Source organism: Arthrobacter sp. 147(2020), from assembly GCF_013116715.1.
In the GTDB taxonomy this organism is placed as follows: domain Bacteria; phylum Actinomycetota; class Actinomycetes; order Actinomycetales; family Micrococcaceae; genus Arthrobacter_D.
Genome location: NZ_JABFOM010000014.1, coordinates 55,702 through 76,369 on the forward strand (window position 1 = coordinate 55,702; position 20,668 = coordinate 76,369).

The 20,668-nt window shown below is 64.1% G+C and carries 18 protein-coding genes, 1 pseudogene and 3 riboswitches; of the genes and pseudogenes, 14 read left to right on the forward strand and 5 right to left on the reverse strand.

Going from position 1 to position 20,668, the window contains the following annotated elements:
• Positions 1-28 precede the first annotated feature (28 nt).
• From HMI58_RS10905 to HMI58_RS10920, 4 genes are all read left to right on the forward strand, one after another.
• Complete coding sequence (locus HMI58_RS10905; protein ID WP_171587068.1) at positions 29-703, forward strand: ATP-dependent Clp protease proteolytic subunit; 675 nt, start codon at positions 29-31, stop codon at positions 701-703.
• 161 nt (positions 704-864) lie between these two features.
• Positions 865-2,157 carry an ATP-dependent Clp protease ATP-binding subunit ClpX gene (clpX, locus tag HMI58_RS10910; protein ID WP_171587069.1) on the forward strand — a complete coding sequence of 431 codons (1,293 nt, stop codon included), beginning with the start codon at positions 865-867 and terminating at the stop codon, positions 2,155-2,157.
• Between the two features lie 99 nt (positions 2,158-2,256).
• On the forward strand, positions 2,257-2,889 hold the full coding sequence (locus HMI58_RS10915) for a DsbA family protein (RefSeq protein WP_171587070.1): 633 nt from the start codon (positions 2,257-2,259) through the stop codon (positions 2,887-2,889).
• Between the two features lie 236 nt (positions 2,890-3,125).
• Positions 3,126-3,200, forward strand: a riboswitch (cyclic di-GMP riboswitch).
• A gap of 16 nt (positions 3,201-3,216) precedes the next feature.
• Positions 3,217-3,837: a response regulator transcription factor gene (locus tag HMI58_RS10920; RefSeq protein WP_171619733.1), complete on the forward strand. Its 621-nt coding sequence runs from the start codon at positions 3,217-3,219 to the stop codon at positions 3,835-3,837.
• A 124-nt stretch (positions 3,838-3,961) separates the two neighbouring features.
• Here the strand turns inward: HMI58_RS10920 and valS are convergent, their stop codons facing one another.
• Entirely contained in the window at positions 3,962-6,580 is a 2,619-nt protein-coding gene (valS, locus tag HMI58_RS10925; RefSeq protein WP_171619735.1) for a valine--tRNA ligase, read from the reverse strand.
• Positions 6,581-6,611: 31 nt separating this feature from the next.
• On the opposite strand from valS, the gene HMI58_RS10930 reads away from it, so the two are divergent.
• From HMI58_RS10930 to HMI58_RS10955, 6 genes are all read left to right on the forward strand, one after another.
• Positions 6,612-7,382, forward strand: coding sequence for an SDR family oxidoreductase (locus HMI58_RS10930; RefSeq protein WP_171587073.1), 771 nt, complete (start codon positions 6,612-6,614; stop codon positions 7,380-7,382).
• Positions 7,383-7,665: 283 nt separating this feature from the next.
• Positions 7,666-10,995 (forward strand): isoleucine--tRNA ligase, encoded by a 3,330-nt coding sequence (gene ileS / locus HMI58_RS10935; RefSeq protein ID WP_171619737.1) that lies wholly within the window; start codon positions 7,666-7,668, stop codon positions 10,993-10,995.
• A 20-nt stretch (positions 10,996-11,015) separates the two neighbouring features.
• Entirely contained in the window at positions 11,016-12,401 is a 1,386-nt protein-coding gene (locus HMI58_RS10940; protein WP_171587088.1) for a Mur ligase family protein, read from the forward strand.
• Positions 12,402-12,411: 10 nt separating this feature from the next.
• Positions 12,412-12,885, forward strand: a complete 474-nt coding sequence (locus tag HMI58_RS10945) for a DUF4233 domain-containing protein (RefSeq protein ID WP_225668054.1) — start codon at positions 12,412-12,414, stop codon at positions 12,883-12,885.
• Positions 12,886-12,926: 41 nt separating this feature from the next.
• Positions 12,927-13,343 (forward strand): nucleoside-diphosphate kinase, encoded by a 417-nt coding sequence (gene ndk, locus HMI58_RS10950; protein ID WP_171587075.1) that lies wholly within the window; start codon positions 12,927-12,929, stop codon positions 13,341-13,343.
• A 71-nt stretch (positions 13,344-13,414) separates the two neighbouring features.
• Positions 13,415-14,377, forward strand: a complete 963-nt coding sequence (locus tag HMI58_RS10955; RefSeq protein ID WP_171587076.1) for an aldo/keto reductase — start codon at positions 13,415-13,417, stop codon at positions 14,375-14,377.
• Between the two features lie 57 nt (positions 14,378-14,434).
• Here HMI58_RS10955 and HMI58_RS10960 read toward each other — a convergent pair whose 3' ends face one another.
• Positions 14,435-15,199: a 3-oxoacyl-ACP reductase gene (locus tag HMI58_RS10960; protein ID WP_171587077.1), complete on the reverse strand. Its 765-nt coding sequence runs from the start codon at positions 15,197-15,199 to the stop codon at positions 14,435-14,437.
• A 56-nt stretch (positions 15,200-15,255) separates the two neighbouring features.
• Positions 15,256-15,352, reverse strand: a riboswitch (TPP riboswitch).
• 89 nt (positions 15,353-15,441) lie between these two features.
• Positions 15,442-15,542: riboswitch (TPP riboswitch) on the forward strand.
• On the opposite strand from HMI58_RS10960, the gene thiM reads away from it, so the two are divergent.
• The 4 genes from thiM to HMI58_RS10980 all read left to right on the forward strand — a co-directional run bounded on the left by thiM (position 15,534) and on the right by HMI58_RS10980 (position 18,722).
• The gene (thiM, locus tag HMI58_RS10965) at positions 15,534-16,367 is read left to right on the forward strand and encodes a hydroxyethylthiazole kinase (protein WP_225668055.1); all 834 of its coding nucleotides are present in this window, start codon (positions 15,534-15,536) and stop codon (positions 16,365-16,367) included. It overlaps the preceding riboswitch by 9 nt.
• A gap of 17 nt (positions 16,368-16,384) precedes the next feature.
• Complete coding sequence (gene thiE / locus HMI58_RS10970; protein ID WP_318779198.1) at positions 16,385-17,035, forward strand: thiamine phosphate synthase; 651 nt, start codon at positions 16,385-16,387, stop codon at positions 17,033-17,035.
• Positions 17,023-17,883, forward strand: coding sequence for a bifunctional hydroxymethylpyrimidine kinase/phosphomethylpyrimidine kinase (gene thiD, locus HMI58_RS10975; protein WP_171587080.1), 861 nt, complete (start codon positions 17,023-17,025; stop codon positions 17,881-17,883). The genes thiE and thiD overlap by 13 nt, the downstream gene beginning before the upstream one ends.
• 137 nt (positions 17,884-18,020) lie before the next feature.
• The gene (locus HMI58_RS10980; protein WP_225668056.1) at positions 18,021-18,722 is read left to right on the forward strand and encodes an EAL domain-containing protein; all 702 of its coding nucleotides are present in this window, start codon (positions 18,021-18,023) and stop codon (positions 18,720-18,722) included.
• Positions 18,723-18,725: 3 nt separating this feature from the next.
• Here the strand turns inward: HMI58_RS10980 and HMI58_RS10985 are convergent, their stop codons facing one another.
• The 3 genes and pseudogenes from HMI58_RS10985 to HMI58_RS10995 all read right to left on the reverse strand — a co-directional run.
• Entirely contained in the window at positions 18,726-19,217 is a 492-nt protein-coding gene (locus HMI58_RS10985; RefSeq protein WP_225668057.1) for a hypothetical protein, read from the reverse strand.
• A 51-nt stretch (positions 19,218-19,268) separates the two neighbouring features.
• Entirely contained in the window at positions 19,269-19,718 is a 450-nt protein-coding gene (locus tag HMI58_RS10990) for a hypothetical protein (protein ID WP_171587083.1), read from the reverse strand.
• Positions 19,719-19,727: 9 nt separating this feature from the next.
• Positions 19,728-20,668 (reverse strand): annotated as a pseudogene (locus HMI58_RS10995) (hypothetical protein); the annotation flags it as partial.

Consider the following 20,668-nt stretch of genomic DNA (forward strand, 5'->3'; position numbering starts at 1 on the left):
CACAGCAGAGACCACCTCAGGAGAGACCATGAACCACAATTTTGGAGCCGCAGCAGGCGGCGCCGCACCCCAGATGCCGTCCAACCGCTACGTTCTGCCCCAGTTCGAGGAACGCACCCCCTACGGGTTCAAGCGCCAGGACCCCTACACCAAGCTCTTCGAGGACCGCATCATCTTCCTCGGCGTGCAGGTCGACGACGCATCAGCTGATGACGTCATGGCCCAGCTGCTGGTCCTCGAGTCCACCGACCCAGAGCGCGATATCACCCTGTACATCAACTCCCCGGGTGGATCCTTCACCGCCATGACGGCGATCTACGACACCATGCAGTTCATCCGGCCCGAGATCCAGACCGTCTGCCTCGGCCAGGCAGCCAGCGCGGCAGCCGTCCTGCTGGCAGCCGGTGCTCCCGGCAAGCGGCTGGCCCTACCCAACGCCCGCGTGCTGATCCACCAGCCAGCGCTCGGCGGAGGCCAGGGCGGGCAGGCCTCTGACCTGGAAATCCAGGCCAACGAGGTTATGCGCATGCGCACCTGGCTCGAGGACACCCTGGCACTGCATAGTGGCAAGAGCTCCGAACAGGTGAACATCGACATCGAGCGGGACAAGATTCTCACCGCCGCCGACGCGAAAGCGTACGGTCTGGTGGACGAGGTCCTTACCTCCCGCAAGATGACCCCTCCGAAGATCAACAAGCCATAACGTCCCTCTCCGGGACCGGGCCCGTGATGCGACACAATCGCACCACGGGCCTTTTTGTGCTGATTACCCGCCCTGATTGTCCTAGACTCGAAGGTAGCGCGACCGGGCCTGCCCGGAGAACCCGCTGTCTATTCAACAGATCCACGTAAGGGGACTGACACATGGCTCGCATTGGTGAGAGCACAGATCTGCTTAAGTGCTCTTTCTGTGGGAAAAGCCAGAAGCAGGTCCGGAAGCTCATTGCCGGACCTGGCGTCTACATCTGCGATGAATGCATTGACCTATGCAACGAAATCATCGAGGAAGAACTCTCCGAGGTCGCTGACCTGGGCACCTTCGAACTCCCCAAGCCACGTGAGATCTTTGACTTCCTGCAGGAATACGTCATCGGTCAGGAACCAGCGAAACGCTCCCTCGCCGTCGCCGTCTACAACCACTACAAGCGGATCCAGTCCGGCCACACCCCACGGAGCACCGGAAACCTTTCCGACGCGGTGCCCACCGAGGACGTGGAGATTGCCAAATCGAACATCCTGCTGATCGGTCCCACCGGCTGCGGTAAGACCTACCTGGCCCAGACCCTCGCCCGACGGCTGAACGTGCCCTTCGCCGTCGCCGACGCGACAGCCCTGACCGAAGCCGGTTACGTGGGCGAGGACGTCGAGAACATCCTCCTGAAGCTCATCCAGGCCGCTGACTACGACGTCAAAAAAGCCGAACAGGGCATCATCTACATCGATGAGATCGACAAGATCTCCCGCAAGAGTGAGAACCCCTCCATCACCCGAGACGTTTCCGGTGAGGGAGTGCAGCAGGCGCTCCTGAAGATCCTTGAGGGTACCGTCGCTTCTGTACCTCCTCAGGGCGGCCGCAAGCACCCGCACCAGGAATTCATCCAGATTGACACCACCAACGTGCTGTTCATTGTGGCGGGGGCTTTCGCGGGCCTGGAGGAAATCATCGGCTCCCGGGCAGGACGCAAGGGTATCGGGTTCGGTGCTCCGCTGAGCTCGCTGAAGAGTGAAGAAGCCAGCTACGGGGACGTGATGCCCGAGGACCTGCTGAAGTTCGGTTTGATCCCCGAGTTCATCGGACGCCTTCCCGTGATCACCACGGTCACCAGTCTGGACCAGAAGTCGCTGATGCAGATCCTCACCGAGCCCAAGAACGCGCTGATCAAACAGTTCCAGAAGATGTTCCTGCTCGACGGCGTTGAGCTCACCTTCGAACCGAAGGCCCTGGAGGCAATCGCCAACCAGGCTCTGGAGCGGGGTACCGGCGCACGCGGGTTGCGGGCCATCATGGAGGAAGTCCTCCAGCCGGTGATGTTCGATTTGCCCAGCCGGGACGACATTGCCACGGTAGTCATTACCGAGGATGTGGTGAGCAAGAAAGCCGAGCCAACGCTGATTTCGCACGATGTTGTCGCGAAACGGCGTAACAAGTCGGCTTAGCTCCACGCACGCACCAGACCCGTGGAATAGGTAGGTGTCCGGTCCGGTTGTACTAGGCAGAGCCTGATCGGCCTGCACACCAACCGCAAGGAGATGTACATGACTGAAGCGACTGCCGCACCCCAAGATGGAGTCCAGAAAGCTGATTTCTGGTTTGATCCCGCCTGCCCGTTCGCCTGGATTACCTCCCGTTGGATTGAGGAAGTGGAGAAGGTCCGCAGCATCAAGGTGGACTGGCACGTCATGAGCCTCGCCGTTCTGAACGACGGTCGGGACCTCCCCGAGGAATACCAGGAGTTCATGAAGAAGGCCTACGGTCCGGTGCGCGTCATCATCGCCGCAGCGGAACTTCACGGCAGCGACAACATCAAGAAGCTCTATGACGCCATGGGCACCCGGATCCACCAGGGCCAGAACAAGGATTTCGACGCCGTGATCAGCGAGTCGCTTGAGGAAGTAGGGCTTCCGGCCGAGTTGGCCGCCTATGCCACCAGCGACGAATACGACACCCAGCTTCGTGCGTCACACCAGGACGGGATTGACCGGGTCGGCGACGAGGTCGGAACCCCGGTGGTTGCGTTCAACGGCACCGCGTTCTTTGGGCCGGTTCTCACCCGCATTCCCCGCGGCGAGGACGCTGGACGCATCTTCGACGGCGCGGTCATGCTCGCCGAGTTCCCCGAGTTCTTCGAGCTGAAGCGCTCACGAACTCAGAGCCCCTCCTTCGACTGATCAGAAAACCTCTTCGCCAGTGAAAACCGGCGCCCCGACCGGTCTACGCCGGGGCGCCGCCTTGGGCCCAGTCCCAGCAATGTAGACACGTGATATGCGGGCCCGAATCCTTTTCCGGTAGTCGTCCTTTTCGCAGGATGACTACCGGACCTGGTGAAAGGCCCACCGCCAACATCTGACCAAGCGCTTTCGGTGCACGGTCAGAGAATACGGCGTCAACTCGAGAGCCGTCCGCTCATCGATAACGGCAAACCCGGTGCGAACCGGGGACGCAAAGCCACGGGACCCACGCGGTCAGCCGGGCTACCGAACAACGAAGGCGCCACCATGCAACTACAGTCATACCCGCGCGCGGGAAAACCGGAAGTGATACCCATCCCGTGCGCGGGAAACCCGGAAGCGAAACCCGTGGCCCCGGAAATCAGCCTCGAACAGCGCACAGCCGTCGTCATCGACCATGACCCGGAGACCCGCGAAGCCATCACGGCGATGCTGACCCTCGCCGGATTCGACGTCCATCCGTCGCCGACGGGGCGTCAGGGCGTGGAGCTGGTCCGCAGCAATACGCCGGTGCTGGTCACTCTCAGCGTGGAGCTCCCGGACATCGATGGATACGAAGTACTCCGGCGCATGCGCGAATTCAGCCACTGTTACGTGGCGATGGTCAGCAGCCTGGCGGAGGAGACGGATATTTTGACCGCACTTCACTCAGGAGCCGACGACTATCTGACCAAGCCGTTCAGCCCAAGCGAGCTGAGGGCACGGATTGATGCAATGCTGCGCCGGCCACGAAGTGGGGAAGTCAGGGCGGTGGCCCAGCCAGGCAAACCGAGTTCAACCACGCCCGGGGTGGCGTCCCCTCGTCTATCCGTGAATCCAGTTCGGCTTCGACCTGGCGATCTCGCTGCCAACCGTGACGCACGCACGCTACAGGTGGGCTACAGGTAGGAGGCACACCAGAAGTGCGTTCAGCATGTTGCATATCAGGACATCGCCGCGATGAGTAGCCTCCGCTAGCCGTCAGAGGCCCCGCAGACCAATCGGTCTGCGGGGCCCTCTCCGCTTTTCTTGGCTAAACTACCTCGACGGGGGCCAGCTCTACCTCGAACACCGAGAGCTCACCTTCGGCCTCAGCCATCCGCAACTCGCGCACGTTGCCTGCGGCGAGGAGGTCGTTAAGCCCGGCATTGAGCTGACGCAACTGCGCCGCCGAGCCATTCACGACGGCGCTGAGGACCTCGGTGCGCTGCTTCACCTTTGCCTCGGACTTCGACCGTCGGATGCCACCGAGAGCCAGTGCAACGGTGCCAAGGACACCGGTGTCGGCGGTGCGGATGGTCCCGGCGAGATGTGCCGACGTCGGCCATTGGGTCCGGTGGACCGAACCGGTGCGCCACCAGCTCCACACCTCTTCAGTGGCGAAGGGCAGGAACGGAGCGAACATCCGCAGCATCGCGTCAAGCGTCGTCGCCAACGTGGCGAGCACCGAAGCCTGCTCGGCCTCACCGGCCGCACCGTAGGCGCGGTCCTTGATCAGCTCCACGTAATCGTCGGTGAAGGACCAGAAGAACGTCTCGCTCAGCTGCAGTGCCCGGGCGTAGTCGTACTTCTCGAACGCGGCAGTCGACGCATCGATCACCTGAGCAAGCTGGGCCAGGAGGGACAGGTCCAGCTGGTTCGTAACCACCGAGGTGTCATCGGTCAGGACCGTGTGCTCAGTGGCACCGAGGTTCAGCACAAACTTCGACGCGTTCAGCAGCTTGATGGCCAACCTGCGCCCGATCTTCATCTGAGCGATCTCGTAGGCCGTATCCGCACCCAGTTTGGCCGAGGCGGCCCAGTATCTGACGGCGTCTGCGCCGAACTCCTCGAGTATGTCGGTGGGGACCACCACGTTGCCCTTGGACTTGGACATCTTCTTGCGGTCCGGATCGAGGATCCAGCCGGACAGTGCCGCGTGGCGCCACGGCGCCGAATCCTGCAGCGAGTCGGCGCGGACGGCGCTGGAGAACAGCCAGGTCCTGATGATGTCGTGGCCCTGGGGGCGGAGGTCGAAGGGGAAGACCTTGGCAAAAAGGTCGGGGTTCTTCGGCCAGCCGCCCACAATCTGTGGGGTCAGTGACGAGGTGGCCCAGGTGTCCAGCACGTCGTTCTCTCCGACGAACCCGCCCGGCTGGTTGCGGGCGCCTTCCTCATAGCCCGGGGCAGGCTCTGCCGCGGGATCCACGGGCAGGGATTCGTGCGGGGGCACGATGGGGGACTCGTAGTCAGGCTCGCCATCGGCGTCCAGGCGGTACCAGACGGGAATCGGTACGCCGAAGAAGCGCTGCCGGGAGACCAGCCAGTCGCCGTTGAGTCCTTCGATCCAGTTCTCGTACCGCGACCGCATGAACGCGGGGTGGAAATCGATCTCCCGACCGCGCTGGATCAGTTTCTCGCGCTTGGCCTCGTCCCTGCCACCGTTGCGGAGGTACCACTGGCGGCTCGTGACTACCTCAAGGGGCTTGTCGCCCTTCTCGTAGAAGTTGACCGGGTGGACCACCTTCTTCGGCTCACCTTCCAGTTCACCGCTGGCGCGGAGCAGTGTGACAACACCCTCTTTGGCGCTGAAGACTGTCTTTCCGGCGATCGTCGAGTAGTTTTCCTCCGCCTTCTCGGTGCTGATCCACTCAGGGGTCTCCGACCGGATGCGCCCGTCGCGGCCTACGATCGCGCGGGTCGGCAACTGCAGTTCCCGCCACCAGATAACGTCAGTGAGGTCACCGAACGTACAGATCATCGCGATGCCGGTGCCCTTGTCGGGCTTCGCCAGGGGGTGCGCCTTGATTTCCACCTCGACGTCGAACAGCGGCGACGTGACGGTGGTGCCGAACAGGTGCTGGTACCGCTCGTCGTCGGGGTTGGCCACCAGCGCCACGCAGGCGGGAAGCAACTCGGGGCGGGTCGATTCGATGAAGACCTTCTCCCCGTCAGGGGTATGGAAGGCGATGCGGTGGTAGGCCCCCGGCTGCTCCCGGTCTTCCAGTTCCGCCTGCGCCACGGCGGTGCGGAAGGTGACATCCCAGAGGGTGGGTGCTTCGGCAAGATACGCGTCGCCGGCTGCCAGGTTGTCGAGGAAAGCCCGCTGGCTGACGGCCCGTGAAGTGTCGTCAATGGTGCGGTAGGTGAGGTTCCAGTCGACTGAGAGGCCCAGGGTGCTGAACAGGTTCTCGAAGACCAGCTCATCCTGGACGGCAAGTTCCTCGCACAGCTCGATGAAGTTCCGGCGGGAAACGGCATCGAAGTCGCGCTGGTTCTTCGGAGGCTCGGCGGGGGGAGTGTAGCTCGCGTCGTAGGGGACGGACGGGTCGCAGCGGACCCCGTAGTAGTTCTGGACGCGGCGTTCGGTGGGCAGGCCATTGTCGTCCCAGCCCATCGGGTAGAACACGTTCTTGCCGCGCATCCGCTGATACCGGGCGACGACGTCGGTCTGGGTGTAGGAGAACATGTGTCCCACGTGCAGGGAGCCGGATGCCGTCGGCGGGGGAGTATCAATCGAATACACCTCCGCCCGGGAGGTTTCGGGGTCGAAGGTGTAGGTGCCATCCGCCCGCCACTGTGCGGCGAGCCGGGACTCGAGACCCTCGAGAACCGGTTTGTCAGGGACATTTACTGTTGCGGGCGTGTCTGTGCCCGGAGTGTGTTCAGCCATACCGGCAATTGTTTCACGATAAGTTGGATCCATGACTTCCACACCAACGACCCCCACGCAGCGCGCAGCAGTTGTCACCGGTGCGAGCACCGGCATTGGCCAGGCGACCGTCCGTCTCCTTGCAGCCCAGGGGTGGCGGGTGTTCGCTGTAGCCCGCCGCGCCGACAGACTCGAGGAACTCGCTGCGGAGACCGGGGCGATCGCTGTCCCCACCGATATCACCGCCGACGACGACGTCGAGCGCCTCCTCGGGGCCGTCGCCGACGCCGGCGGCGCCGATACGCTCGTCAACATTGCCGGCGGAGCGCGTGGAGCCGACCGGATGGTCGACGCGAAGACCGCCGACTGGGAGTGGATGTACCAGGCGAATGTCGTGGGCACCATGAAGATGACCCGAGCGTTCCTTCCCATGCTCAGGGCGCAGGCCGGGGGCGGGACGGTCCTCAATCTGACCTCCACCGCCGGCATGGTCTCCTACGAGGGCGGTGCCGGCTACAACGCTGCCAAGGCGGGCCAGCGCGCCATGACCCGTGCGCTCCGGCTGGAAGAGGCCGAGCACGGCGTCCGCGTCATCGAGGTACTCCCCGGAATGGTGCACACCGAGGAGTTCTCCCTCAACCGGCTGGGCAGCGCTGACGCCGCATCAAAGGTGTACGACGGCGTCGAGAAGCCGCTGACCAGCGAGGATGTCGCCGATATCGTCGCCTACGCCGTCACAGTGCCCCACCATGTGAACCTCGACGAGATTGTGGTCCGGCCGCTGGCGCAGGCCGCAGCCCACAAGGTGATCCGGAAACAGTAGGACAAATCGGTTAGACTACTGACAGCAGCTTTGACCCGGCCATCACCGGTGAGCTTCCGGAAGAACACCCTCCGCGCACCTGGCAGCTAACCAGGTCAGATGCACGGCGGGTCAGTAGAACCGGACGGGTAAGCCCGTCACAGCGGTCACGAAGTGGCAGCCGCGAGGATACTTCTCGCTGGCGGCAAGTGAGGTGGTACCGCGGGTTGGGCGTGCTGGTTGCAGGATGGGCTAGCCGTTGAACACGTCCTCGCAGGTAACTGAACCACACCTTGCCTACAGGATGAACAACATGCCACAGATCTACCCCAAGGCCACCAGCCTTGACAGTGCCGCTGACGCTTCAGTTTCCTCTTCCGCGTCCCCCCGCTTCCCGGAGATCGAGGAGCGCATCCTCAAGTATTGGGACGCCGATGGCACCTTCCAGGCATCAATCGACGCTCGCAGCGCGGACCTCCCCGATGGCGAGAACGGCTCCAACGAGTTCGTCTTCTACGATGGACCTCCCTTCGCCAACGGGCTGCCCCACTACGGGCACCTGTTGACTGGCTACGCCAAGGACCTGGTGGGCCGCTACCAGACGCAGCGCGGCCACCGGGTCGAGCGCCGGTTCGGGTGGGACACCCACGGGCTGCCCGCCGAGCTTGAGGCCATGAAGCAGCTCGGCATGAGCGACAAGACGCAGATCGAAGCCATGGGCATCGACAAGTTCAACGACGCCTGCCGGTCCTCGGTGATGAAGTACGCGCGGGAGTGGCAGGACTACGTCACCCGCCAGGCCCGCTGGGTGGACTTCGACAACGACTACAAGACGCTCAACGTCGACTATATGGAATCGGTCATCTGGGCATTCAAAAACCTGTACGACAAAGGGCTCACCTACAACGGCTACCGGGTCCTGCCCTACTGCTGGAACGACGAAACGCCGCTGTCGAACCACGAGCTGCGGATGGACGACGACGTCTATCAGGACCGCCAGGACCAGACCGTCACGGTGACGTTCCCCATCCTCGCCGGTTCCACAGCGCTGTCCCAGGAGCTCGCCGGCGTGCAGGCCCTCGCCTGGACCACCACGCCCTGGACCCTGCCCACCAACGCGGCCCTCGCCGTCGGGCCTGATATCACCTACTCTGTGGTGCCCGCCGGGGAGTCGCTCGCCGACGACGACCGCCGGTTCCTCATCGCTGCCGACCTGCTGGGCAACTACGCCAAGGACCTCGGCTACACCTCAGCGAAGGAGGCGACCGCCGCCGTCGAGCGTTCCCTGCAGGGCGCCGAGCTTGCCGATCTGTCTTACGAACCGCTGTGGGATTACCTCGCCGACCCTGAGCAGGGCGGCTACCGCAACGCCTTCCGCTTCCTCGTCGCCGACTACGTCACCACCACCGACGGCACCGGCATCGTGCACCAGTCGCCCGCCTACGGCGAGGAGGACCAGAAGATCTGCGAGGAGGCCGGGATCCAGGTCATCCTCTCCGTCGATGAAGGTGCGCGCTTCCTGCCGATGTACGGGCACGGGCCCCTCGCCGACATCGTAGGCCTGCAGGTCTTCGACGCCAACAAGCCCATCACCCGGGTGCTGAAAGACAGCGGTCGACTGGTCCGCCAGGCCAGTTACGTGCACAGCTACCCGCACTGCTGGCGGTGCCGCAACCCGCTGATCTACCGCGCCGTGTCGTCCTGGTTTGTTGAGGTCACCAAGATCAAGGACCGGATGGTGGACCTGAACCAGGGCATCAACTGGATCCCCGAGAACGTGAAGGACGGACAGTTCGGCAAGTGGCTCGCCAATGCCCGGGACTGGTCGATCAGCCGGAACCGGTACTGGGGGAGCCCCATCCCGGTCTGGCAGTCCGACGACCCCGCGTACCCGCGCACCGACGTGTACGGCTCACTCGCCGAGATCCAGGCCGACTTCGGTCGGCTGCCCCTGAACAAGGCCGGGGAGCCGGACCTGCACCGCCCGTTCATCGACGAGCTGACCCGGCCCAACCCCGACGACCCCCGCACCCCGGCGGAGGGTCAGTCCACCATGCGCCGGGTCGAGGACGTCCTGGACGTCTGGTTCGACTCCGGCTCCATGCCGTTCGCCCAGGTGCACTACCCGATGGAGAACCAGGACTGGTTCGAGTCGCACAACCCGGCTGACTTCATCGTCGAGTACATCGGGCAGACCCGCGGCTGGTTCTACATGCTGCACGTCCTCTCCACGGCCCTTTTTGACCGGCCGGCCTTCCGGAACGTCATCAGCCACGGCATCGTCCTGGGCGACGACGGGCAGAAGGCATCGAAGAGCCTGGGCAACTACCCGGACGTCACCGAGGTCCTGGACCGTGACGGCGCCGATGCGATGCGTTGGTTCCTCATGTCCTCCCCGGTGCTGCGCGGCGGCAACCTGATCGTCACCGAGCAGGGCATCCGCGACGGCGTCCGGCAGGTCATCCTACCGCTCTGGAACGTCTGGCACTTCTTTAGCCTCTACACGAACGCCGCCGCTGGCGGCACCGGATACGAAGCGAAGACGGTCGGCCCAGAGCAGGCGGAACGCCTCGCCGAGCCGGTTGACCGCTACATCCTCGCCTACACCGGAAACCTGGTGCGGGACATGACGGCGTCCCTCGATGCCTTCAACATCAGCGACGCCTGCGAGACCCTGCGCCGCTACCTGGACACCCTGACCAACTGGTATGTCCGCCGGAGCCGGCAGCGGTTCTTCGACGAGGACACCGACGCCTTCGACGTGCTCTACACCTGCCTTGAGGCGGTCTGCCGGGCGGCAGCGCCGCTGCTGCCCCTCGTCACCGAGGAAATCTGGCGCGGACTGACCGGCGGACGCTCGGTGCACCTCACCGACTGGCCCGAGGCATCGGCCTTCCCCGAGGCACCTGATCTGGTCGAACGGATGGAACGCACCCGCCAGATCTGCTCCACCGGATCCAGCCTGCGGAAGGCAGCGAACCTGCGGGTCCGCTTGCCGCTCGCCAACCTCACCGTGGTGGCTCCGTCAGCCGGGAACCTGGACGGCCAGTACCAGGGGATCATCGCCGATGAGCTGAACATCAAGAAGGTCCGGCTGATCGACGCCGCCGACGCCTCGCCTGAAGAATTCGGGATTGTGCAGAAGCTTGTGGTGAACGCCAGGGCCGCCGGCCCGCGGCTGGGCAAGAACGTCCAGGCTGCCATCAAGGCAGCGAAGTCCGGCGACTGGTCGGTTGGCGCCGATGGCGCTGTAACCGCCGGAGACCTGGCCCTCGAACCTCACGAATACACGCTCGAAACGGTGGTGTCAGACGACGGCGACAACGCGGGCAAGGCTGTCACGGTCCTGCCCGGTGGCGGTTTCCTGGTGCTCGACACCGTGGTCACCCCTGAGCTCGCCGCCGAGGGTGCTGCACGGGACGCCATCCGAGCCATCCAGCAGGCCCGCCGCGACGCCGACCTGCACATCAGCGACCGCATCGTCACCACCCTGGGTGCGGCACCGGAACTGGTGGACGCACTGACATCCAACGCAGCACTCATCAAGGCGGAAACGCTGACCAATGAACTCCACGTCGTGGCGGCACCGCCGGCTGCTGGCGAGTTCACAGTCACAGTAGAGAGGCACTCATGAGCCAGCAGAACCCGGAACCGATGGACGCCGAGGATTCAACGCCGGTAGGGAGCCAGTTCGACAGGTTCTCGGTCGAGAGCGTCTACGCTGAATTGCTCAGCCGGGCGCCCGAGAACAAGATGGAACCCCGGATGGCACCGATGCTCAGGGCAATGGAGATCCTCGGCGAACCCAACAAGGCGTACCCGATCATCCACCTGACCGGAACCAACGGGAAGACCTCGACCGCACGCATGGTCGAGGGCATCCTGCGTGCGCATGAGCTGCGCACCGGCCGGTACACCAGCCCACACCTGAGCAGCGTCACCGAACGCATCAGCATCGACGGTGAACCGGTCTCCGATGAGACCTTTGTGCGGATCTGGGATGAGATCCGCCCGTTCCTGGAAATCATCGACGGTGAACTGGAGGCGGCGGGGGACCCCCGGCTGACCTACTTCGAGAGCATCACCGTTCTGGCGTTCGCGGTCTTCGCCGACGAGCCGGTCGACGTCGCCATCATCGAGGTGGGGCTTGGCGGCATAACCGACGCGACGAACGTGGGCGACGGCCAGGTAGCCGTCGTCACGCCGATCTCCCTGGATCACACCGAGCTGCTCGGCGACACCGAATACGACATTGCCCTGGAAAAATCCGGAATCATCAAACCGGGCGGCTTCCTGATCAGCGCGGCCCAGCCCCACGAGGCAGCCCAGGTGCTGCTGGAGCGGGCGCGGGAAGTAGGGGTCGAGTTCCGGTTCGAGGGCGTCGAATTTGGCGTCGAAACCCGGACCATTGGCGTCGGCGGCCAGGTGCTCTCCATCAACGGGATTGCCGGCAGATACGAGGAACTGCTGCTACCCCTGCACGGGGCGCACCAGGCGCAGAACGCAGCAGTCGCCGTCGCCGCCGTCGAGGCATTCATTGGCGGCGGGACCCGTGAACTCGATGCCGCCGTCGTGCGCGAAGGACTGAGGACGGTCACGTCGCCGGGACGGATCGAGGTGGTGCGCACTGCACCGAGCATCATCGTGGACGCGGCGCACAACGCCGCTGGCGCCAAAGCCACCGCGGCCGCAGTCAAGGAAGCCTTCGACTTCAGTCGGTTGATCCTCGTGATCGGTGTGCTGCAGGACAAGGACGCCGCCGCCATCCTCGCCGAACTGCATGAGGAACTGGGCGGCATCCTTGAGGACGTCTGCCTGACCCAGTCGAATTCACCGCGGGCCATCCCCGCTGCCGACCTGCTCCAGGATGCACTCGCGGCCGGGTTCGCCGAGGAGAACATCCACATCGCCGAACGGCTCGACGACGCCCTTGAGTGGGCGGTCATGAAGGCCGAGGAAAACAACGACCTCGCAGGGGGCATCCTCATCACCGGTTCCATCACGGTGGTGGGGGAGGCCCGCACCCTGCTGGGCAAGTAGGGGAGTGCACATGGAGCAAAACCGGAAGCGCCGTATGACCAAGGCGCAGCGGGAATGGCGACCGGGCATGCCGAAGAAGCGGCGGTCCATCAAGGTCACGTTCGCCTCGGTGGTCCTCACCCTCGAAGCACTGGTGGTGCTGTTTGCCACCCTCGCCGCCTTCGGACTGCTGCGCGATACCATTCCACCCGCCCTGATTCTTTCGGTCGGCCTGGTGCTGGCGTTGGCGCTGGTGGGGGCGTGTGCGTTCCTGACCAAGCCGTACGGCATCGCCATCGGCTGGGTGCTGCAGCTGGTCATCATTGCCACCGGGTTCATCGAACCCACCATGTTCCTGATCGGTGTGTTGTTCGCCCTGACCTGGCTGTACGGAATCCGTACCGGGATCCGGCTGGACGCGGAAAACGTCGAACGTGACCGCCAGCAAGCCGAATGGGAACGGGCGAACCCCGAGGGCGGGTCAGAGTCCGGCCCTAATGTTTAGTAGAGTTCCACTGGCCATACCCAACACTTTGGAGGACTTCTGTGAGCGCTGAACGCACTCTTGTACTGATCAAGCCCGACGGCGTGTCCCGCGCTTTGTCCGGGACCATCCTGTCCCGGGTTGAAGCCAAGGGCTACACCCTGGTTGATCTGAAGATGGTTTCGGCCACCCGCGCGATGCTCGAAGAGCACTACGAGGAGCACGTCGGCAAGCCCTTCTTCGAACCACTCGTTGAGTTCATGCTCAGCGGCCCCATCGTCGCTGCCATCTTCGAGGGCGAGCGGGTCATCGAGGGGTTCCGGTCTCTCGCCGGCGCCACCGAGCCTACGGCCGCCGCTCCCGGTACCATCCGTGGCGATCTGGGCCGGGACTGGGGCCTGAAGGTGCAGCAGAACCTGGTCCATGGTTCGGACTCGGCTGAATCGGCCGAGCGCGAAATGGGTATCTGGTTCGCCTGAGCACCAACTCACCGGATTCTACCCGGGGCGCCGGAAGGTGCCTCGGGTAACCGATGTTGTAGCGTAGTCCCATGACTGAATATCGCAGACTTGGCAACTCCGGACTGAACGTTTCAGTGGTAGGGCTCGGGTGCAACAACCTGGGCCGCGCCGGAACGCCCACCGAGACGCAGCGTGGTACCAACGCCGTCATCGGAGCGGCCATCGATGCGGGAATCAACTTCTTCGACGTGGCCGATTCCTACGGGAAAACTCCCGGTCTGAGCGAGGAGATGCTGGGCAAGGCCCTCGTCAAGAACCGCGACGACGTGCTCATCGCCACCAAGTTCGGGCTGGACCTCAAGGGCGCCAACGGTCCGGATTGGGGTGCGCGCGGATCGCGCCGCTACATCATGAAGGCCGTCGACGCGTCACTGCGGCGCCTGGGCACCGACTGGATCGACCTGTACCAGTTCCACGCCCCGGACCCGCTGACGCCCATCGACGAGACCCTTTCGGCGCTGGACGCCCTCGTCACCAGTGGCAAGGTCAGGTACATCGGCCACTCCAACCGGGCTGGCTGGCAGATTGCCGAGGCCGAGTTCGTGGCCCAGCTCGGCGGATACACCCCCTTCATTTCCGCCCAGAACCACTGGAACCTCCTCGAGCGCAAGATCGAAGCCGAGGTGGTCCCCGCAGCCGAGGCCTACGGGATCGGCATGCTCCCCTTCTTCCCCCTCGCCAACGGCCTGCTGACCGGCAAGTACAGTGCCTCAAAGGTTCCCGCGGGCAGCAGACTCACCCACTCCCGCACCAACCTGCTGGACGGCGCCGACTGGGACCAGCTCGCCGACTTCGGAGCTTTCGCGAGGGCCCGGGACCTGACCGAGCTGCAGGTGGCTTTCTCCTGGCTGGCCGCCCAGCCGTCAGTCGCCTCGGTCATCGCCGGCGCCACCAAACCGGAACAGATCGAGCAGAATGCCCAAGCCGTGTGCTGGGTGCCGTCAGAAACGGAGCTGCAGGAACTCGACCGCATCTTCCCCCGCGCCGCCTAGGCCGGCCGACTGACGCCTGACCGGGCACCGAGGAACCAGGACTGAGCAGGGCAGTGGTCAATCCATGACCAGCCCGCCATCAACCACCAGATTCTGTCCGGTCACGGATCGGGCCCAGGGCGAGGCGAAGAAGAGAACAGCGGCGGCGAACTCCTGCGGCGTGGTCACCCGCCCCAGCGGTGTTGATGCTGCGATGAAATCGAAGACCTCCTCAGGGGTCGCGGCGCTGGCGTCAGTGGTGCGCAGCAGGCCCCCGGAGACCATATTGACTGTGATGTTCTGGGGCCCGAGGTCTTTCGCCAAGGTTCGGGTCAGCGATAGCAGGGCCGCCTTCGCCGCGGTGTAGTCGTGATACGGCACCACAGGGTTCTGGAACAGGTTAGTGCCGATGTTGATGATGCGCCCGAATTGATGCTGGCGCATTCCCGGAAGTGCTGCCTGTGTGGTGTTGATCCCGGCCCTGACGCTGCCAGCGAACTGGGAGCTGAACTCATCCCAACTGATCTCCGCTGCGGTGGAGCGCGCGTCGCCATTGAAAGTGAATGATGCCAGCGCGTTGTTCACCACAGTGGTGACTGGGGCTCCGAAGTGCTCGCGCGCCCGTTCGAGCAGGTCGCCGACCTGCAAAGGGTCAGTCACATCCGCGGCTCCAGCCCACGCCCGTGCCGGACCGATCTGGGCGGCGAGCTCGTGGGCCCGGTCTGCGCTGGTCCGGTAGTTGATGACTACGCGGGAGCCTTCAGCCGAGAATGCCTCGACGATGCTGCGGCCCAGGCCCCGACCGCCACCGGTAACCAGGACAATTTGTTCGGTGAGTTGCATGGATTACCCCATCTGACATTGTGTGAAATTGGGGCGAAAAGACGCATGAACCGACCAAAAGGCCTGATGGACATCCCTTCGCCAGTTCGAACTGGATCAGGTTCAACGGGTGTCATCTCAGCCAGCATCAAACCGGCACCCCGTGTCGCTCCCCATACAGTAACCACGGAGCAGGCCGCACCGCTACCTGATAGGCCAGGAGGGGAATTTGTGGAGGTTCGGGGCGGAGCGGTTAGGGTGGTGACCATGGCACGGGGTGCTGCTCATCAGGAGCAGCTGAGAATCTACACCCGTTGAACCTGATCTAGTTCGAACTAGCGAAGGGATGTCGTGGATGACTGTTCGTCATGCATCATCTGATTGTGCCCAACTCCTCGCCGAGCTGAGGAAAGAATCTCCGTTGGTCCAGTGTCTGACCAACGCCGTGGTGACCAACTTCACTGCCAACGTTCTTCTCGCCGTGGGTGCTGCGCCCGCCATGGTGGATGTTCCTGCGGAAGCCAGCCAGTTCGCCTCCGTCGCGTCGGGGATCCTTATCAATCTGGGGACCCCCCACAGGGACCAGCAGACGGCGATGACCGAAGCCGTGGTTGCCGCGAATGCCGCCGGAACGCCGTGGGTGCTGGACCCCGTGGCCGTCGGATTCCTCTCTGTCCGAACTGAGCTTGCCGACGCGCTGACCGCACGAAACCCGCGGATTATCCGGGGGAATGCCTCCGAGATCCTCGCGCTGGCGGGTGCTGGCTCCGGCGGCCGCGGAGTCGATTCCACCGACGATCCGCTGGATGCCCGGGACGCGGCCCGGGCACTCGCGCAGTCGACGTCGTCGGCGGTGGCCATTTCAGGCGCCCACGATTTCGTGGTTGGCCCGGAGGGGGATGCCGTCGTCGTAGCGAACGGGAATGCCCTGCTGACGAAGGTGACGGGCGGCGGCTGCGCGCTGGGGGCCGTCATGGCTGCCTTCGCCTCCCTGACCGACGACGCTGTCCTCGCGGCCACTGCGGCCACCGGCGTGTACACAGTTGCTGCGGAGCAAGCGGCTGCGCGGGCGCACGGGCCAGGAAGCTTCGCCATCGAATTCCTCGACCGGCTGGCGGCCGTCACCCCCGAGGACGTCGCAAGGGGTTTGAATCTCCGCGCGGTGAGCGTATCGGACAGCGCGCGATGAGTCGATGGAACGACTCCGTGACTCTTCGGGAGCATCTATCCCTCTACCTGGTGACTGACACTGGCTTGTGCCAACCGACGCCGGTAGCTGAGGTTGTTGCAGCGGGGGTGGCCGGCGGCGCGACAATGGTTCAGGTGCGCGACAAGAACGCGTCGACCAAGACACTGCTCCAGTTACTTCTCGCAGTTGCCGAAGCGGTCGGATCGACTGTCCCTGTGCTGGTCGATGACCGTGTTGATGTCTTTCTGGCTGCTCGTGTCCGCGGGGCGCAGGTGGCCGGGGTGCACGTTGGTCAATCCGACCTGCCCGTCCAGTTGGTGCGGTCAATCGTCGGACCGGGTGCGATCGTGGGCCTCAGCGCTGCTACTGCCAGCGAAATAGGGACCGCCCACAATCTGCCAGCTGGGACAGTGGACTATCTGGGGGTCGGTGCCATCCATGCGACGGCCACCAAAGCCGATCATCCAGAGCCTTTGGGAATCGAAGGATTCGGGGCTCTGGCGTCCGGAAGCTCTTTGCCGTGTGTGGCAATAGGCGGGATTGGGGTATCAGATGTGCGGCCGCTCCGCGACGCCCGGGCTTCAGGGGTCGCCGTCGTCTCAGCCGTCTGCGCGTCGGCCGATCCGGAGGCAGCGGCAAGGGAATTGGCTGGCCAATGGCGCTCCTAGAACCGCTGGCCCTCCGCCGGATCCCCCGCATTCTCAGCATCGCCGGAACGGATCCCACGGGCGGGGCGGGCATTCATGCCGATCTGAAGAGTATTGCCGCGATGGGCGGTTACGGGATGGCTGTCGTCACAGCGCTTGTCGCGCAGAACACGAGGGGCGTCCGCTCGGTGCACACCCCACCGGCCGGGTTTCTGCGTGATCAGCTGGATGCAGTGAGTGACGACGTGACCATCGACGCCGTGAAGATCGGGATGCTCGGCGACGCGGCCACCATCGAAGTTGTCCATGAGTGGCTTCTGCGGGTTCACCCACAGCTGGTGGTGCTTGATCCCGTCATGATCGCCACCAGCGGCGACAGACTATTGGCTGGCTCGGCTGAAGCATCCATGCGGGACCTGGTGGAGACGGTGAGCCTGGTGACACCGAACCTGCCCGAGCTGGCGGTGCTGGTGGGCGCGCCAACTGCCACGCGCTGGCCGGAAGCACTGGACCAGGCGCGGAGGCTCTCTGCCGGCGCAGCAACGGCTGTCCTCGTCAAGGGCGGGCACCTACTCACGGATTCGAGCCCGGATGCCCTGGTGGATATGACGGGATCGGCGGAGGAAACCTTTCAGGAGTTCCACGCGCCCCGAGTCTCCACGAGCAACACCCATGGAACAGGGTGTTCGCTGTCCGCTGCCGTTGCGACAGTCATGGCGCGCACGGGGGACTGGGGTACCGCCATCAGTGAGGTGAAGGAGTGGCTGCAGGGGGCTTTGACCTACGCCGACGACTTACAGGTCGGTGAAGGTAGCGGGCCGATCAACCACTTCCATCACCTATGGCCGGCAGCATCGCCAGGCAAGTGAAGACCTGCGCCCGCTCCGACACACCGGAATCGACCCAAATCCTCTCCCCGTGACATACCGTAGACCTAACACCCGAGAGGATCCCCATGGCATGTGACGGCTGCAGAACTTCGTCAAAATTGGATTTCGACTTCAGCATGGCCTTCCAGCCGATCTACGACGCCGTCGCCGGACGCGTGTGGGGCTACGAGGCGCTGGTCAGGGGCTTCGCTGGCGAAGGTGCCTACGACGTCCTGTCCAGGGTGTCCCCGGAACAGAAGTACCGCTTCGACCAGGACTGCCGGGTTAAAGCCATCGAACTGGCCTCACGACTGTTCCCCGCGGATGAGGAGCTGAAGCTCTCCATCAACTTTATGCCCAACGCCGTCTACGAGCCTGCCGCCTGCCTTCGGGCGACGCTGCAGGCCGCCGCCCGCTTCAGGTTCCCGACGTCGGCAATCATGTTCGAGTTCACCGAGAACGAGGAGGTGTCCGACACCGGCCACCTCACGAACATCATCACCGAATACCGCAAGCACGGCTTCACCACCGCCATCGACGACTTTGGTGCCGGTCACGCGGGGCTGGGATTGCTGGTCGATTTTCAGCCCGACCTGATCAAGATCGACATGCTGCTGATCCGCGGAATCTACACGAGCCCGGCGCGCCAGACCGTCGTCGCCGGAATCGTCGATATGGCAGCCAAGCTCGGCATCACTGTCCTCGCCGAGGGTATTGAAACCGAAGCGGAATACCTCGCACTGAAGGCTGCCGGAATTGGTCTGTTCCAGGGCTACTGGTTCGCGAAGCCAGCGTTCGAGGCGCTTCCGCCGTTGCGAGCCGTCCTGGTTGGTAGCTAGCGGCTATCGCGTTTCGCCTGGCGTCGGGCCCCCCAGGGAGCGGCTTGAGGCGTCACGCTTGACCCCGCCAGTGGTTCTTTGATGGGAGCGGGCGCGCCCCGGGCCGTCGACAGCCGGAGCACTATCAGGCGCCGACTGCGGCCCCGCCGACTTACCCTTCCGTGCCCGCTCCAGGCGTTCGAGCTTGAGCTCCTCGGCGGCAACATGCGCAACAGTGGTGAGCTCGGCGCTGACCAACGACAACGCCTCCTCGAACACGTAAGCTCGCGCGCGTGCCTTGTCGGACCGTTTGGAGGCTTTCCCCCGGCCACCGGATTCGACAACTTTCCCTGCCGCTTTCCGGCGGTAGTTAGTGGTGTACTTATTGCGTGCACGCCGGATCCGCTTGTGAAGCGCCAGGAGTCCGTCCTCGTCAAGAGCTGCCAGCCGTTCGGGCTCCAGCTCCCGGATGAGATCAAGCTGCTTCTTCGTCAAAACCCACAGGTACTGCTCCATCTGCCGATACTCCCACAGCCCCCGTTTGACGGGTAGTCGCCAACAGGTCTGCTACATGCGGCCGAGTGCTTCAGTGGCAATCTCCCGGAGCGCGGGATCCTGCGCACTTTCGGACACCTCGGCCACCTTGTCGCGCACCTCGGGGGAGAGTCCGGCAGACACGGACCGAAGAGCGAGCTTCTGCACCCCCTGATCGTCATCGAGCATGAGAGAGCCCAACACCCTGCTGGCCGACTCTGCCGGTAGCATCGCTGCTGCCTGCGCAGCTGCCACCCGCACCCGGGCGTCGTCGTTCACCGCCGCGGCAGCAACGACCTCCTCGGATTGATCGCTTTCTATCGCTCCGGCAAGGTAGGCGGCCTTGGCAGCAAGTCCGGGTTCAGCCTCGCGGACCAGGGTCAGCAGATGCGGAAGTGCATCTGGGCCAAGCCTCGACGCTTCGGGATAGTCCACCTCATCCGGATCGAGGGCTGAACGGACATCCTCCATGGTCACTGACATGGCGCTCTCCTAAACGTTCACTGTTAGTGCGCTGTTGACCAGCGTAGTGGTTTCCGCCCCGTTGAGGTCAGGCGGTGGATTGGTGATGTTCCAGGTGCCGCCACCCATCATCAACCGGTCGGTCGGCGTGACGTGGGGCAGTCCCAGCACGTGCCCCACCTCGTGGCCAAGAGTCCAGCTGCTGGCTGTGGAGGACACGGCGCAGCTTGGCCGGCCAGCGGGGAAGGCCGCGCACCCGTTCAGGGGCGGATTGGTGCTTCTGACGAAATAGACGGCGACGTGGTTGGTGCCGACATTGGCCCGGTTTCCATAAAGCTGGTTCTGCTCGGCGGTAGTCGAACCCATGGTGCACCCGCCCACATCCAGGTCCGTGAGCAACGGGAGGTTCAGGTTCTCGGTGGAACCCACTGCAACATTGATACCCCGGCTGGCGTAGACCGTCCGCATGGCCTGGACCATTTGGTCGACGGTGAAGCTCGTGGGGGCGGTCAGGATCTTCAGGTGGAGGATAACTGTCGGGACCAGGCTCCACGCCTTCGACCAGACGTTGTTGTCAGTGCCCCTGACGAAGACATGCTCGTGTTCCTGACCCATGGTGTCGGAGACCGGTTCGGAGGCGAGAACACCGCCGTCGTTGTGGCGTCCCCAATCGTGCCAAGCGCCGTTCCAGAAGGCTTTCTGCCAGAGGGCGTTGTCCGCGCCGCGGACGTAGATATTGCAGACGGTGTTGTTGCGGGAGACGATCGACGGTCCGCCGGTGAACCCGCCGGCGGGGGCTCCGTGGTTGAACCAGCCGGACCAGCCACCGCTTCCGGTCCAGGCTTTGGACCAGACGTTGCCGTCGGTGCCGCGCACGAAGACGTGTTCGTGGTTATCTCCCATGGACCCAGGGGCGGGTTCGGAGGCGAGAACACCGCCGTCGTTGTGGCGTCCCCAATCGTGCCAGGCGC

Bases quoted from the DNA above. Each gene is read 5' to 3' on its own strand.
- HMI58_RS10960 (WP_171587077.1), bottom strand. From the start codon at position 15,199: ATGCAACTCACCGAACAAATTGTCCTGGTTACCGGTGGCGGTCGGGGC.
- ileS (WP_171619737.1), top strand. From the start codon at position 7,666: ATGAACAACATGCCACAGATCTACCCCAAGGCCACCAGCCTTGACAGT.
- valS (WP_171619735.1), bottom strand. From the start codon at position 6,580: ATGGCTGAACACACTCCGGGCACAGACACGCCCGCAACAGTAAATGTC.
- HMI58_RS10930 (WP_171587073.1), top strand. From the start codon at position 6,612: ATGACTTCCACACCAACGACCCCCACGCAGCGCGCAGCAGTTGTCACC.
- thiM (WP_225668055.1), top strand. From the start codon at position 15,534: ATGACTGTTCGTCATGCATCATCTGATTGTGCCCAACTCCTCGCCGAG.
- HMI58_RS10985 (WP_225668057.1), bottom strand. From the start codon at position 19,217: ATGGAGCAGTACCTGTGGGTTTTGACGAAGAAGCAGCTTGATCTCATC.
- HMI58_RS10920 (WP_171619733.1), top strand. From the start codon at position 3,217: ATGCAACTACAGTCATACCCGCGCGCGGGAAAACCGGAAGTGATACCC.
- thiD (WP_171587080.1), top strand. From the start codon at position 17,023: ATGGCGCTCCTAGAACCGCTGGCCCTCCGCCGGATCCCCCGCATTCTC.
- HMI58_RS10940 (WP_171587088.1), top strand. From the start codon at position 11,016: ATGGACGCCGAGGATTCAACGCCGGTAGGGAGCCAGTTCGACAGGTTC.
- clpX (WP_171587069.1), top strand. From the start codon at position 865: ATGGCTCGCATTGGTGAGAGCACAGATCTGCTTAAGTGCTCTTTCTGT.
- HMI58_RS10915 (WP_171587070.1), top strand. From the start codon at position 2,257: ATGACTGAAGCGACTGCCGCACCCCAAGATGGAGTCCAGAAAGCTGAT.
- HMI58_RS10980 (WP_225668056.1), top strand. From the start codon at position 18,021: ATGGCCTTCCAGCCGATCTACGACGCCGTCGCCGGACGCGTGTGGGGC.
- HMI58_RS10945 (WP_225668054.1), top strand. From the start codon at position 12,412: ATGGAGCAAAACCGGAAGCGCCGTATGACCAAGGCGCAGCGGGAATGG.
- HMI58_RS10990 (WP_171587083.1), bottom strand. From the start codon at position 19,718: ATGTCAGTGACCATGGAGGATGTCCGTTCAGCCCTCGATCCGGATGAG.
- HMI58_RS10905 (WP_171587068.1), top strand. From the start codon at position 29: ATGAACCACAATTTTGGAGCCGCAGCAGGCGGCGCCGCACCCCAGATG.
- HMI58_RS10955 (WP_171587076.1), top strand. From the start codon at position 13,415: ATGACTGAATATCGCAGACTTGGCAACTCCGGACTGAACGTTTCAGTG.